Origin of the sequence: Nocardia asteroides, assembly GCF_900637185.1 — a bacterium.
GTDB classification, from domain to species: domain Bacteria; phylum Actinomycetota; class Actinomycetes; order Mycobacteriales; family Mycobacteriaceae; genus Nocardia; species Nocardia asteroides.
The window spans coordinates 1935260-1948909 of record NZ_LR134352.1; the positions used below are offsets into that span (position 1 = coordinate 1935260).

General features: G+C 71.3%; 9 protein-coding genes and 1 tRNA gene. 3 read left to right on the forward strand and 7 right to left on the reverse strand.

Going from position 1 to position 13650, the window contains the following annotated elements; genetic code table 11:
• Positions 1-6: 6 nt before the first annotated feature.
• A complete protein-coding gene (glpK, locus tag EL493_RS09040; protein WP_019045288.1) occupies positions 7-1503 on the reverse strand; it encodes a glycerol kinase GlpK in 1497 nt (498 codons plus the stop codon).
• Positions 1504-1666: 163 nt separating this feature from the next.
• Between glpK and glpD the strand changes: the two genes are divergently transcribed.
• Complete coding sequence (glpD, locus tag EL493_RS09045; RefSeq protein ID WP_022567364.1) at positions 1667-3448, forward strand: glycerol-3-phosphate dehydrogenase; 1782 nt, start codon at positions 1667-1669, stop codon at positions 3446-3448.
• Position 3449: 1 nt separating this feature from the next.
• On the opposite strand, the gene EL493_RS09050 is transcribed toward glpD, so the two are convergent.
• From EL493_RS09050 to EL493_RS09065, 4 genes are read right to left on the reverse strand one after another with little or no spacing between them, the layout of a single operon-like run.
• Entirely contained in the window at positions 3450-4283 is an 834-nt protein-coding gene (locus tag EL493_RS09050) for an MBL fold metallo-hydrolase (RefSeq protein ID WP_019045290.1), read from the reverse strand.
• Positions 4283-4843, reverse strand: coding sequence for a TetR/AcrR family transcriptional regulator (locus EL493_RS09055; RefSeq protein WP_019045291.1), 561 nt, complete (start codon positions 4841-4843; stop codon positions 4283-4285). Before EL493_RS09055 ends, EL493_RS09050 begins: the two co-directional genes overlap by 1 nt.
• A gap of 32 nt (positions 4844-4875) precedes the next feature.
• A complete protein-coding gene (locus EL493_RS09060; protein WP_019045292.1) occupies positions 4876-5655 on the reverse strand; it encodes an Fpg/Nei family DNA glycosylase in 780 nt (259 codons plus the stop codon).
• Between the two features lie 4 nt (positions 5656-5659).
• A complete protein-coding gene (locus EL493_RS09065) occupies positions 5660-10702 on the reverse strand; it encodes an Lhr family ATP-dependent helicase (protein WP_019045293.1) in 5043 nt (1680 codons plus the stop codon).
• Positions 10703-10804: 102 nt separating this feature from the next.
• On the opposite strand from EL493_RS09065, the gene EL493_RS09070 reads away from it, so the two are divergent.
• Positions 10805-11353 (forward strand): histidine phosphatase family protein, encoded by a 549-nt coding sequence (locus EL493_RS09070; protein WP_022567366.1) that lies wholly within the window; start codon positions 10805-10807, stop codon positions 11351-11353.
• A 45-nt stretch (positions 11354-11398) separates the two neighbouring features.
• On the opposite strand, the gene EL493_RS09075 is transcribed toward EL493_RS09070, so the two are convergent.
• Both EL493_RS09075 and amaB read right to left on the reverse strand, forming a co-directional pair.
• A tRNA-Met gene (locus tag EL493_RS09075) sits at positions 11399-11472 on the reverse strand.
• 52 nt (positions 11473-11524) lie between these two features.
• Positions 11525-13048 carry an L-piperidine-6-carboxylate dehydrogenase gene (gene amaB / locus EL493_RS09080; RefSeq protein ID WP_019045295.1) on the reverse strand — a complete coding sequence of 508 codons (1524 nt, stop codon included), beginning with the start codon at positions 13046-13048 and terminating at the stop codon, positions 11525-11527.
• Between the two features lie 114 nt (positions 13049-13162).
• Here amaB and EL493_RS09085 point away from each other — a divergent pair, with 114 nt between their 5' ends.
• Entirely contained in the window at positions 13163-13615 is a 453-nt protein-coding gene (locus EL493_RS09085; protein ID WP_030200325.1) for an Lrp/AsnC family transcriptional regulator, read from the forward strand.
• Positions 13616-13650: the final 35 nt, after the last annotated feature.

Below are 13650 nucleotides of genomic sequence, written 5' to 3' on the forward strand. Positions count from 1 at the left end.
AGCGCGTCAGGCCCAGTTGTAGGTGCGTTCGACGGCCTTGTTCCATTCGGCGTAGCGGAGGGTGCGTTCGTCGTCGGGCATGGTGGGGGTCCAGGTGTGGTCGGCGGTCCAGTTGGCGCGGAGGTCGTCGAGGCCGGACCAGTAGCCGACGGCCAGGCCCGCCGCGTAGGCGGCGCCGAGGGCGGTGGTCTCGCGGACGACCGGGCGGACAACGGGGACGTCGAGGATGTCGGACTGGAACTGCATGAGCAGGTCGTTGCCGGTCATGCCGCCGTCGACCTTGAGGGTGGTCAGTTCCAGGTCGAGCTGCTGGGCGGCCGCGTCGGCGCGCATGGCGTCGACCACCTCGCGGGTCTGGAAGGCGGTGGATTCCAGTGCGGCCCTGGCCAGGTGGGCCTTGGTGACGAAGCGGGTCAGGCCCGCGATGACGCCGCGCGCGTCGGGCCGCCAGCGCGGCGCGAACAGGCCGGAGAAGGCGGGCACGAAGTACGCGCCGCCGTTGTCCTCGACGCTGCGGGCCAGCGGCTCCACCTCCTCGGCCGAGGAGATGATGCCGAGATTGTCGCGCAGCCACTGCACCAGCGAGCCGGTGACGGCGATCGACCCTTCCAGCGCGTAGACCGCGGGCTGATCACCCAGCTGGTAGCAGGCGGTGGTGAGCAGCCCGTGCTTGCTGATCACCGGCGTCGTGCCGGTGTTGAGAAGCATGAAATTGCCGGTGCCATAGGTGTTCTTGGCCTCGCCCGGCGACAGGCAAGCCTGCCCGAAGGTGGCGGCCTGCTGGTCGCCGAGGATGCCGGCCACCGGCGCGCCCGCGAACGGGCCCGAGGTGATCTCCGCGTACACCTCCGAGGAGCTGCGGATGCGCGGCAGCAGCGACACCGGAATGCCGAACTCCGCGCAGATCTGCGAATCCCATTGCAGCGTGCGCAGATCCATCAGCATCGTGCGCGACGCATTGGTGACGTCGGTGAGGTGCTCGCCGGTGAGCTTCCACAGCACCCAGCTGTCCATGGTGCCGAAACACAGGTCGCCCGCCTCGGCACGGGCGCGCACCCCCTCGACATTGTCGAGGATCCAGCGCAGCTTCGGCCCGGCGAAGTAGGTCGACAGCGGCAGCCCGGTGCGCTCGGCATAGCGCTGCGGACCGGCCTCGCCCGCCAGTTCGGCGCACAGCCGGTCGGTGCGGGTGTCCTGCCAGACGATGGCGTTGTACACCGGCTGCCCGGTGTGCCGATCCCAGACGACGGTGGTCTCGCGTTGGTTGGTGATGCCGATGGCGGCGAGCTCGCCCGCCGAGCAGCCGCTGTTGCCCAGCGCCGCGCCGAGCACCCACTCGGTATTGCGCCAGACCTCCGCCGGATCGTGCTCGACCCAGCCCGGTTTCGGGAAGATCTGGCGGTGCTCCCGCTGCGCGGTCCCGACGATCCGGCCCTGCCGGTCGAAGACGATGCACCGACTCGAAGTCGTGCCCTGGTCGATGGCGGCCACATAGCGACGCATTGGTGCAGGCTACCGAAAGCCGGGAGGCGCGCCCCGCCGAATACCGCACGCGAGGCGTGGGGGCACTACGTTGGGGAGGTACGCAGCGGCGCCGGAACCGCCACCGGTGCCGACCCACTGTCGGTGAGGACCGGCCTCCGTGGTCGGCGGCGAGGAGTCGAGCATGTCGCAGACACCCGAATCTCCGTTCCTGCACCCCGGCGAGCTGGTCGCGGGCAATCGGCTCGGTCCCGGCCGGCTCGGGCCCGACCAGCGGCGCACCGCCTGGGAGCGGCTCGGCAAGGACCAGTTCGACGTACTGGTCGTCGGCGGTGGCGTGGTGGGAGCGGGGATCGCGCTCGACGCGGCCACCCGGGGTCTGTCGGTGGCGCTGGTCGAGGCCCGCGATCTGGCCTCCGGCACGTCGAGCCGGTCGTCGAAGATGTTCCACGGCGGGCTGCGCTATCTCGAACAACTCGAGTTCGGCCTGGTCCGGGAGGCGCTGCGGGAACGCGAGCTGGCGCTGTCGACGCTGGCGCCGCACCTGGTGAAGCCGCTGCGCTTCCTGTACCCGCTGACCCATCGGGTGTGGGAGCGGCCGTACGTGGCGGCCGGGCTGACCCTCTACGACACCATGGGCGGCGCGAAATCCGTTCCGGGACAGCATCATCTGACCCGCCACGGGGCGATGCGGCTAGCGCCCGGTCTACGCCGGGATTCGCTGATCGGCGGTGTCACCTATTACGACACCGTCGTCGACGACGCCCGCCACACCATGACGGTGGCCCGCACCGCCGCCCACTACGGCGCGGTCATCCGCACCTCCACCCAGGTCGTCGGCTTCCTGCGCGAGGCCGACCGGGTGGTGGGGGTGAAACTGCGCGACACCGAGGACGGCCGTACCGCCGAGGCGCGGGCGAACGTGGTGATCAACGCGACCGGGGTGTGGACCGACGAGGTGCAGGGCCTGTCGCGGCAGCGCGGCCGGTTCCACGTGCGCGCGTCCAAGGGTGTGCACATCGTGGTGCCGCGCGACCGCATCGTGAGCGACGCGGCGATCATCCTGCGCACCGCCACCTCGGTGCTGTTCGTCATCCCGTGGGGCGCGCACTGGATCATCGGCACCACCGACACCGACTGGAACCTCGACCTGGCCCATCCCGCCGCCACCAAGGCCGATATCGACTATCTGCTCGACCGGGTGAACGACGTGCTGGTCACCCCGCTGACCCACGCCGACATCGACGGCGTCTACGCGGGCCTGCGCCCGCTGCTGGCCGGGGAGAGCGACGAGACCTCCAAGCTGTCCCGCGAGCACGCGGTGGCCAGGGTGGCGCCGGGCCTGGTGAGCATCGCGGGCGGCAAGTACACCACCTACCGGGTGATGGCCGCGGACGCGATGGACGAAGCGGCACAGGATATTCCGGCCCGGGTGTCGCCGTCGATCACCGAGAAGGTGGCCCTGCTCGGCGCCGACGGCTACTTCGCGCTGGTGAACCAGACCGTGCAGCTGGCCGAACACCACGGTGTGCACCCGTACCGGATGACCCACCTGCTCGACCGCTACGGCTCGGTGGTCGACGAGGTGCTGTCGCTGGCGCTGGGCAAACCCGAACTGCTGCAACCGATCACCGACGCGCCCGCCTATCTGCAGGTGGAGGCGGTGTACGCGGCGGCGGTGGAAGGCGCGCTGCACCTGGACGACATCCTGGCCCGGCGCACCCGCATCTCGATCGAATACCCCGATCGCGGCGCGCACTGCGCCGAACAGGTCGCCCATCTCGTCGCGCCGGTGCTCGGCTGGGACGCCGACGAGATCGACCGGGAGGTCACCACCTATCAGGCGCGGGTGCGCGCCGAGATCGAGTCGCAGACCCAGCCCGACGACATCTCGGCCGACGCGCTGCGGGCCGCGGCGCCGGAACCGCGCCCGCAGCTGCTGGAACCGGTGCCGCAGGACCGCTGAGTCAGACCGTCGTGCCCTGCAGTGCGCGCAGTTCCACGGCACTGTGCGCACTGAACACCTCGACCTCGGCGCCGTGGCCGCGCAGCAGCTCGCGCAGCCGCTCCTGGTTGTCGATCCGGGCCGGGCCGACGGTCTGCACGAGCCGTTCGAACAGGGCGGCGCCGGGCGGCTGGTGCGGGTGCTCCAGGTCGAGCTGGCCGGGGTGGAAGTAGGCGTCACCCACCGCGAACTTCCAGCCCGCGCCAGTGTCGATCGCGATTCCGGCGTGGCCCCGGGTGTGCCCGGCCAGCGGAACGAGCAACAGTTCCGGTGGGAGACCGCGCAATTGGCGCACCGCGTCGAATCCGAACCATGGCTCGCCGAATTCGTCGTAGCTCTCCCAGCGCGGCCCGTGCGCGAATTGCGCCGCGCGGTAACGGAACTTCTCGCGCAGCCCGAAATCGCCGTCGAGGGCGCGCAGTTCCTCGCCGTAGACGTGCACGGTGGCGCGCGGGAAATCGGCGAGGCCGCCGGCGTGGTCGAGATCCAGGTGGGTGAGGACGATGTCGGTGACGTCGTCGCGGCGGTAGCCCAGCGCCTCGATCCGGGGGGCGATGGTGTGCGCCAGGTCGAGCACGGGCCGGGTCATCCGGATGAAGCGGCGGCCGAGCCAGACCTCGGGCTGCCTGACGGCGCCCTCACCGATCCCGGTCTCGATCAGGACGAGGCGGTCGTCGAGTTCGATCAGCACACAGTGGCAGACCATTTCGGCACGGCGGGTGATGCCGCCGATGCCGTCCATGAGACGGCCGCCGAAGGGGCGCATGGTGCCGCCGTCGAGGTGGTGGATACGCATCAGGACAACTCCTGTTCGAGGGTGGCGCGCAGATGGTCGGCGACCGTGCGCAAGGGGGTGAGGTCGCGGTGGGTGCGAGCGAGCAGCAGCCCGCCCTCGAGCATGGCCAGGGCGACGGTGGCGAGCTGGTCGGCGCGGTCGTCGGCGATGCCCTTGGCGCGCAGGAACTCCGCGATGGCGTCGTGCCAGGAGTCGAAGCCGGTGACGCAGGCGGCGCGGATCGGTTCACTGTCGCCCGCGTCGAGCGCGATGGTGGCCAGGGGGCAGCCGCGCTGGAAATCGGAGTCGGTGAGCATCGCCGAAAGCGCGGCGAACACGCCGTCGATGTCGCCCGCCGTGAGCGCGGCCGTGAGCAGCGCGCGCAACGCCTCGGCCGACTGGACGACGGCCTCGGCGGCGAGTTGTTCCTTGCCGCCGGGGAAGTGGAAGTAGAACGAGCCCTTGGGCGCGCCGCCCGCGCTGACCAGTTGGTTGACGCCGGTGGCGTGATAGCCCTGGGTGTGGAACAGGTCGGCGGCCGCGTCGAGGAACCGCTGCCGGGAGTCCGTGCGTGGGGTCACGAACTCAGCGTAGCTCGAGTATGACGACCGGTCTAGTTATTCGGTGCGGGTTGGCATCGGGGACAGAAGTAGATGCCGCGTTCGCGCTGGGTGACCCGATCGGCGGGGTCGTCCTCGCCGAGCAGGCGCGAGACGATCGCCGTACCGCAGCGCTGACAGGGCTGCCGGGTCCGGCCGTACACCAGCGCACGCCACGGCGGCTGATGCGCGGCCTTGCCGAGGACCCGGTGGGATTCGTCGACCAGGGCAGGCAGATCGGTGATCTCGCCGACCGGCGTGGCCGGGTGGACCCGGCGCAGGAAACAGATCTCGCTGCGGTAGATGTTGCCGATGCCCGCCAGGTTGCGCTGGTCGAGCAGGGCGGGGCCGATGGCCCGGCGTGGATACTGCCGGAGCCTGCGCAATGCCTCGGCGGCGTCCCAGTTCGGGCCGAGCAGGTCGGGGCCGAGATGGTCGATGACGGTGTGCTCCTCGGCGCGCGGCAGCACCTGGACCTTGCCCAGGGAGAATCCGACGGCTTCCACCTCGTCGTTGGCCAGCACCAGCCGGGCGGTGACCCGCGGCTTCGTCCAGCGCTGACCGCAGTGATAGACCCGCCACACGCCTTCCATCTTGAGATGGGTGTGGATGCTCACCCGGTCGGTGCGGATGAACAGGTGCTTGCCGTAGCTGCCGACCTCGGTGACCAGCTCGCCGACCAGATCGACCGTGGCGAAGCGGGGCACCCGGAAGTCGCTGCGGGTCAGCGTCTTGCCGACCAGCGCGGTGCGCAGCCGTTCGGCCGCGCGGAAGACGGTGTCGCCCTCGGGCATCCGGCTACACCTGCCTGCGCAGCCGCAACCCGCGCGGCGTCATCGAGAAACCCGCCTCGACCAGCAGGTCGGCGAAGGTGTTGCCGTGCACGGTCTCCCCGTTGATCTTGTCGACCACCAGGCCGTCGACCCTGCGGTCGGTGACCAGGCCGGCCAGGGCGCTCGCGGCCAGCCTGCGCAGCCCCGGGTCCTCGGTGAAGCTGAGCAGGGTCTTGCCGCCGCGTTCGACATAGAGCACCAGGTCGCCGCCGACCAATACCACCAGCGCGCCCGCCTTGCGGCCGGGCCGGTGCCCGCCCTCGGCGTCACCCTTGGGCCATGGCAGTGCCGCGCCGTACGGATTGGCCGGGTCACAGGCGGCCAGGGCCAGCGCGACACCGGGCTTGTCGGTGCCGCGTTCGGTGTCGAAGGAGCGCAGCCGGTCGACGGTGTCGGTGGTGGAGAACTGGGCGCCGCCGAGCGTGTCGACGAAGTAGCCGCGCCGGCACCGGCCACGATCCTCGAACTCGGTGAGCACCCGGTACATCAGCGCGAAACCGCCCGGCACCCCCTCGTTCTGCACCGCGCCGCGGGTCAGCACGCCGTAGCGTTCGAGCAGCTGATCGGCGGTGGCGTGCGCGCGCAAGGTGTTGTCCTGCACCCGTTCCGGCAGGATGGACCAGCGCCCGGCCAGCGTGGGCGGGCCGCTGCGGGTGGGCATGGACGGGCGCGGCAGGTAGGCGCGACCACGCGGTGCCCGGCGGGGTGTGCGGTGCGCGGTGGTGCTGCGGGCGGTGCCGGACAGCAGCGCGCGGACGGGGGCGAAGGTGTCGCCGGAGACGTAGCCCGCCCAGACCAGCTGCCAGAGCGCGTCGCCGACGGCCTTGTCGTCCAGCAGGCCGGTGGCATCGGAGAGCTGGCGGAAGAAGAACGCGCCGCCGCCGTGCAGGGAAGCCGGCAGCCGGATCGCCGGAGCGTTGTCGCCGGGGCTCGGGTCGCCGTCGTCTGATGATGGAGCGGACGCGCGAGGAGCCAGGTCGCGGCGCACGTCAGCCGGATCGGCGCCGTTCCCGGTCGGCGCTGACTCGGTGTCGAGCTCGACCGGCCGGGCCCCAGGGGCGCGAGCCGGAGGCCACGGTTCGAGGTCGGCGCCGAGGGCGGCAAGCAAGCCGAGCTGGACTTCGGTGGTATCGATCTCGTCGGGCGGCGGCAGGGTGAAGGGGGCCTGGTCGGCCAGGTGCAGGGCGATCCAGCCGTCGCGGGCGGTGATGGCGCCGTGGCCGGACCAGATCACCTCGCCGGTGGCCATCAGCTCGTCGAGCATGGCCGGGGAATAGTCGCGCACGCGCATCGGCAGGATCAGCGATTCCCAGGCCGAGGCCGGAATCGGAACGCCCGCCAGCTGTTCCACCACGGTGGCGACGCCGTCGATGCCGCGCAGTTCGCCGGAGCCGACGTGCTGCCAGGCGGGCAGGAAACGGCCCAGCGCGGCGGTGGACACCGGCTCCACCTCGTGCCGGGCGGCCGCCAGCGAGCGACGCCGCAGCCGGCGCAGCACCTGGGCGTCGCACCACTCCGTCCCCGCCGTCGCGGGCGTGAATTCGCCTTCCACCACCCGCTTCTCGGCGAGCAACCGGTGCAGGGCGGTGGCGGCCACGGCCGGGCCGAGGCCGAAGCGCGCGGCGACGTCGGCGGTGCTGAACGGTGCGTGGGTGCGGGCATAGCGGCCGACGAGATCACCGAGCGGATCCGGTACGGGCTCGATGAAGGCCGCGGGCACACCGATCGGCAGCGGGACCCCGAGCGCGTCCCGCAGGCGGGCGGCATCCTCGACCGCCACCCACCAGGTCCGGCCCGCGAACGAAACCTCCAGTGCGCGATGGGAATCGCGTAGTTGCGTGAACCACACGGGGGCATCGGAGACCGCGAGGAGGTCGTCGTCCGGGACGGACGCTTCGCCGGCCGGTTGATCACCGCCGGATTCGTGCGGGGAGTCGGTCGCCTCGTCGGTGGTGTGCGCCGCGCTGTCGGCCGCCGGCGGGTGCGCGCCGCCCGCTGTGCTCTGATGCGGCTGCCCGGCCTCGTGAGGACCGGTGCCGTCGCGTCGCACACAGCGGGCGGCGGCCTCGGCCGGGGTGAGGGGGCCGAGCAGGCGCAGCAGGTCGGCCAAGCCCTCGGCGTCGCGGGCCCAGCGTTCGGGAGTGAGGCGCTGGAGTTCGCGTTCGGTGAGCGCGATGACCGCGGGGTCGAGGAGTTCGCGCAGTTCGACGCGGCCGAGCAGTTCGGCGAGCAGGCTCGAATCCAGTGCCAGGGCGGCGGCCCGGCGTTCGGCGAGGGGGCTGTCGCCGTCGTAGAGGAACTGGCCGATGTAGGAGAACAGCAGGGCATTGGCGAACGGGGACGGGCTCGCGGTCTCCACGTCGACCAGCCGCACCTCGCGCCGGGCGACCCGGGTGAGCAGATCGCGCAGCGAGGGCAGGTCGTAGACGTCGCGCAGGCACTCGCGGACCGTCTCCAGCAGGATCGGGAAATCCGGGAACTTGCGTGCCACATCGAGCAATTGGGCCGAGCGCTGCCGCTGCTGCCACAGCGGGGCCCGCTTGCCGGGGTCGCGGCGCGGCAGCAGCAGTGCCCTGGCCGCGCACTCCCGGAACCGGGACGCGAACAGCGCCGACCCGCCGACCTGTTCGGTGACGATGTCGTCGATCTCGTCGGGTTCGAAGACGAACAGTTCGGCGCCGGGCGGGTCGTCGGTGGTGTCGGGCAGGCGCACCACTATGCCGTCGTCGGAGGCGGTGGGCGCGGCGTCGATCCCGAACCGCTCCTGGAGGCGGGCGCCGACGGCGAGTGCCCACGGCGCGTGCACGGGGGTGCCGTAGGGGGAGTGCAGGACCAGCCGCCAGTCGCCGAGCTCGTCGCGGAACCGTTCGACGATCATCGTGCGATCGGTCGGCAGCTGCCCGGTGGCGCCACGCTGTTCCTCCAGCAGGCCGACCAGATTCGCCGCGGCGTTCTGATCCAGCCCGGCCGTGCGTACCAGGTGGTCGAGGCGGGCCCCCGGCTTGCTCAATTCGGGACTCGCCTCGGCCCGGCGTGACGTCGCGCGGGCAGCCGAACCGGCGTGGCCGGGCCGGGACCCACCCTCGGCCGCGGTGCCGGTCGCCGGGGTGTCCGCGTCGGGCACCGTGCCCATTCCGGCGACGATGCGGCCGAGTTCGTCGGCGCTCACCTGGCCCGCGTCGCGCACGAATTCGCCCAGCGCGGCACCCAATTCGGCGGGGCGGCCCAGGCTGTCGCCGTGCCAGAACGGGAGCCGGCCCGGCAGGCCGAACGCGGGGGAGACCAGGACCCGGTCGAAGGTGATCTCCTCGATCCGCCAGCTGGTGGCGCCGAGGGCGAACACATCGCCGACGCGGGACTCGTAGACCATCTCCTCGTCGAGTTCGCCCACCCGGGACGCCTTCTCGCCCACCATGAACACCGCGAACATGCCGCGGTCGGGGATGGCGCCGCCGGAGGTGACGGCCAGCCGTTGCGCGCCGGGACGGCCGGTGAGGGTGCCCGCGTCGCGGTCCCACACCACCCGCGGGCGCAGCTCCGCGAACTCGTCGGAGGGGTAGCGGCCGGCCAGCAGGTCGAGCACGGACTCGTAGGCCGAGCGCGGCAGGTTGGCGTAACTGCCGGTGGCGCGGACGATGTCGAACCAGGTGTCCACATCGATCGGTTCCAGCGCGCAGGCGGCCACGGTCTGCTGGGCCAGGATGTCGAGCGGATGCGCGGGGATCTGCAGCGCTTCGATCTCGCCCGCCAGCATGCGCTGGGCGGCGACGGTGCAGTGCACCACATCGGTGCGGTGCTTGGGGAACAGCACGCCCCGCGACACCTCACCGACCTGATGCCCGGCCCGGCCCACCCGCTGCAACCCGCCCGCCACCGACGGCGGCGCCTCCACCTGCACCACCAGGTCCACCGCGCCCATGTCGATGCCGAGCTCGAGACTGCTGGTGGCCACCACGCAGCGCAACCGCCCGCTCTTGAGGTCGTCCTCGATGAGCGCGCGCTGCTCCTTGCTGACCGAGCCGTGATGGGCCCGCGCCAGCAGCTGATCGGCGCCGTGGATCACCTCGGTGGACGGCCCGAGCTGGGCGGGTGGCGCGTGCTCGGTGTCCACCGGTTCGCCCAGGCGGGCGGCGTAGGCCTCGTTGAGCCGGGCGGTGAGCCGTTCGGCGAGGCGGCGCGAATTGGCGAACACGATGGAGGACCGGTGTTCGAGGACCAGGTCGACGATGGCCTCGTCGACGTGCGGCCAGATGGAACCCGGCTGGTCGGAGTCGCCGGGATCGGTCATGTCGGCGACCGGGACGCGGACCGACAGGTCGAAGGTCTTGGGCGCGGGCGGGCGCACGATGGTGATCGGCGCCGACCCCACCAGGAACCGGCCGACCTCCTCGGGCGGGCGCACCGTGGCCGACAGGCCGATCCGCTGCGCAGGCCGCTCGGTGAGCTGGTCCAGCCGGGCCAGCGACAGCGCCAGATGCGCGCCGCGCTTGCCACCGGCGATGGCGTGCACCTCGTCGACGATGACCGTCCCGACCTGCGCCAGGGTCTCCCTGGCCGCGGAGGTGAGTACCAGGAACAGCGACTCCGGGGTGGTGATCAGGATGTCGGGCGGCGTGCGCTGCATCGCCCGGCGCTGCGCGGGCGTGGTGTCACCGGACCGCACCCCCACCGTGATCGCGGGCGGGTCCAGCCCCAGCCGCTTGGCCGTCTGCGTGACGCCCACCAGCGGCGCCCGCAGATTGCGCTCCACGTCCACGGCCAGCGCCTTGAGCGGCGAGACGTAGAGCACCGAGGTACCGCGCTGCTCGTCCGGCTCGGCGGGCGGCCTGGTGGCCAGCTGGTCGATCGCCCACAGGAACGCCGACAGCGTCTTGCCGGACCCGGTCGGTGCCACCACCAGCGTGTGCTGCCCGGCGGAGATGGCGTCCCACGCGCCGAGCTGGGCCGACGTGGGGCCGGGGAAGGCGCCGTCGAACCACTGCGCGGTGGCGGGGGAGAACCGATCCATGCCCTTCAGTGTGCACCGGCCCTCCGACAAGGACGGTGCGCGACGCCGCTGGTCGCCGGGGTGGTGACGGCGCGATTGTGACCGGCGCTACTCTGGGCACTCGTGCAAACGGTGCTCAGAGTCGACCTCGTCGGCCATGGCTTGACGGAGGCGGTACGTAAGGCGCGGTTCCCGGTCGACGAGGCGTTGGACGAGTCGGGCCTGCCCGCGGTGCGGGCATGCTCGACGCTGCTCGACGCGCAGGTATTGACCGGGCCGGAACGCCGGGCCAGGGAGACCGCCGACACACTCGGACTGGTCGGCGAGCGCGATGCCCGGCTACGCGACCTCGACGCGGGCGCATGGCGGGGCACCGAAATGAGCGGCCTGGCCCAGGATCAGCTCCTGGCCTGGCTCACCGATCCCGAATTCCGGGGGCACGGTGGCGAATCGGTGACCGACCTGGTGGCCCGGGTGCGGTTCTGGCTGGCCGAGATCGCCTCGGCGGGCCGCGACACGGTGGCCGTGACGCATCCGGCGGTGATCCGCGCGGTGCTGCTGGTGGTGCTCGACGCGCCGCCGAAGTCGTTCTGGCGCATCGATGTTCCCCCGGCGAGTGTCACCCGGCTGCACTATCGCGGGAACTGGACGCTGCGCCTCGGGCGACCCTAGGAACGACGAAAGCCCCGGAGTCGAAACTCCGGGGCTTTCGCCTAGTAGCGGGAACAGGATTTGAACCTGCGACCTCTGGGTTATGAGCCCAGCGAGCTACCGAGCTGCTCCATCCCGCGTCGTAAATACCACTGTACACGGCGCGGTGCGAATGACGAAATCGGTTTCCGATCAGCCGAAATGTATCCCCTGAGCCAGCGGCAGCTCGGTCGAGTAGTTGACCGTGTTGGTGGCCCGGCGCATGTAGGCCTTCCAGGAGTCGGAGCCGGATTCGCGGCCGCCGCCGGTCTGCTTCTCGCCGCCGAACGCGCCGCCGATCTCCGCGCCCGAGGTGCCGATGTTCACATTGGCGATACCGCAGTCCGAGCCGGCCAGGAACAGCTCGGCCTCGCGCTGGTCGAGGGTGAAGATCGCCGAGGAGAGGCCTTGCGGCACAGCGTTGTTGAGGTCGACGGCGGTACCGATCTCGTCGTAGGTGAGCACGTAGAGGATCGGCGCGAAGGTCTCCTCCCGCACCAGGTCGGTCTGCGCGGGCATCCGCACGATCGCGGGCCGCACGTAGTAGGCGTCGGGCCCGACCAGCTCGACGCGCTCACCGCCGCAGACGATCTCGCCGCCCGCGGCCTGCGCCTGCTGGAGCGCCTTCTGCATCGAGGTGTAGGCGCGCTCGTCGATCAGCGGTCCGACGAGGACCCCGTCGTCGAGTGGATTGCCCACGCGCAGTTGGCCGTACGCCGCCGCCAGCCGCTCGACCAGCTGATCGGCGATCGAGCGGTGCGCGATGAGCCTGCGCAGCGAGGTGCAGCGCTGACCCGCGGTACCCGCCGCCGCGAACACGATGCCGCGCACCGCCAGCTCCAGATCCGCGCTCGGCGCCACGATCGCGGCATTGTTGCCGCCCAGCTCCAGCAGGCAGCGGCCGAACCTGGCCGCCACCCGCGGGGCGACGATGGCGCCCATGCGCACCGAGCCGGTCGCGCTGAGCAGGGCGACGCGGGGGTCTTCGACGAGCGTCTCGCCGATCGTGGCGCCACCCTGGATCAGCTGGTGCACTTCGGGATCGGCGCCGACCTCGACGGCCGCGCGCCGCAGCAGGGTGTGACAGGCCAGAGCCGTCAGCGGAGTGGTTTCCGAGGGCTTCCACACCACGGTGTCGCCGCAGACGAGCGCGATGGCGGTGTTCCACGCCCACACCGCCACCGGGAAGTTGAACGCCGAGATCACCCCGACCACGCCGAGCGGGTGCCAGGTCTCCATCAACCGATGGCCGGGCCGCTCGGAAGGCATGGTGGCGCCGTAGAGCTGGCGCGACAGGCCGATCGCGAACTCGCAGACGTCGATCATCTCCTGGACCTCGCCCAGTGCCTCCGCGCCGATCTTGCCCGCCTCCAGCGTGACCAGCTCGGCCAGCTCGGCCTGATGCGCGACCAGCAGTTCGGCGAGCTTGCGCACGACCGCGGCCCGGACCGGGGCCGGCACCGCGCGCCAGGATCGGAACGCGGCGGCGGCCCGGCCGATCGCGGCGTCGACCTCGGCGGGGGTGTCGGCGGCCAGGGGCAGCAGCACGCTGCCCGAGATGGGGGTGCGGGCGAGCAGGTCACCGGGCTCGGGCACGGCGGCGCCCAGGCCGCGCAGCAGGGCCGTGGCCCGCAGCGTCAGCTGCTCGGAGAAGTGCTCGGTCACCGTGTCGGTCATCGCTGCTCACCTTCTGCTCATTGGTACGGCTCACGGAAAAGTTCGGTGGAATTCGGTGGGGGAACAGAAAGAAGTTTTCCCCGCGCGACCCCCGCGCTGAGCTAGCCTTCGCTGATGGCGGATACACCGGCTAGACCCCAGCTCGACGACATCGACCGACTATTGATCAAAGAACTGATGACCGATGGTCGCGCCACGCTGTCGAATCTGGCGGAGAAGGCCAGCCTCTCGGTATCGGCGGTGCAGTCGCGGGTGCGCAGGCTCGAAGCGCGCGGGGTGATCCGCGGATACGCGGCCCATGTCGATCCCGAGGCGCTGGGGCATCTGCTGTCGGCGTTCGTCGCGATCACTCCTCTCGACCCGTCCCAGCCCGATGACGCGCCCGCCCTGTTGCAGCACATCCCCGGCATCGAGGCATGCCACTCGGTGGCGGGCGAGGAGAGCTACGTCCTGCTGGTCCGGGTGGCCTCCCCGCGGCACCTGGAACAGCTGCTGCAGGAGATCAGGGCCACCGCGAACGTGCGGACGCGCAGCACCATCATTCTGCAGACATTCTACGACAGGTAACGATTCCTCGTAATTGTTCCGCGATTCTGTAGAGG

What these genes read in the sequence shown, in the direction of transcription:
- EL493_RS09050 (WP_019045290.1), bottom strand. Translation starts at nt 4,283, where the DNA reads ATGCGTATCCACCACCTCGACGGCGGCACCATGCGCCCCTTCGGCGGC.
- glpK (WP_019045288.1), bottom strand. Translation starts at nt 1,503, where the DNA reads ATGCGTCGCTATGTGGCCGCCATCGACCAGGGCACGACTTCGAGTCGG.
- glpD (WP_022567364.1), top strand. Translation starts at nt 1,667, where the DNA reads ATGTCGCAGACACCCGAATCTCCGTTCCTGCACCCCGGCGAGCTGGTC.
- amaB (WP_019045295.1), bottom strand. Translation starts at nt 13,048, where the DNA reads ATGACCGACACGGTGACCGAGCACTTCTCCGAGCAGCTGACGCTGCGG.
- EL493_RS09065 (WP_019045293.1), bottom strand. Translation starts at nt 10,702, where the DNA reads ATGGATCGGTTCTCCCCCGCCACCGCGCAGTGGTTCGACGGCGCCTTC.
- EL493_RS09060 (WP_019045292.1), bottom strand. Translation starts at nt 5,655, where the DNA reads ATGCCCGAGGGCGACACCGTCTTCCGCGCGGCCGAACGGCTGCGCACC.
- EL493_RS09085 (WP_030200325.1), top strand. Translation starts at nt 13,163, where the DNA reads ATGGCGGATACACCGGCTAGACCCCAGCTCGACGACATCGACCGACTA.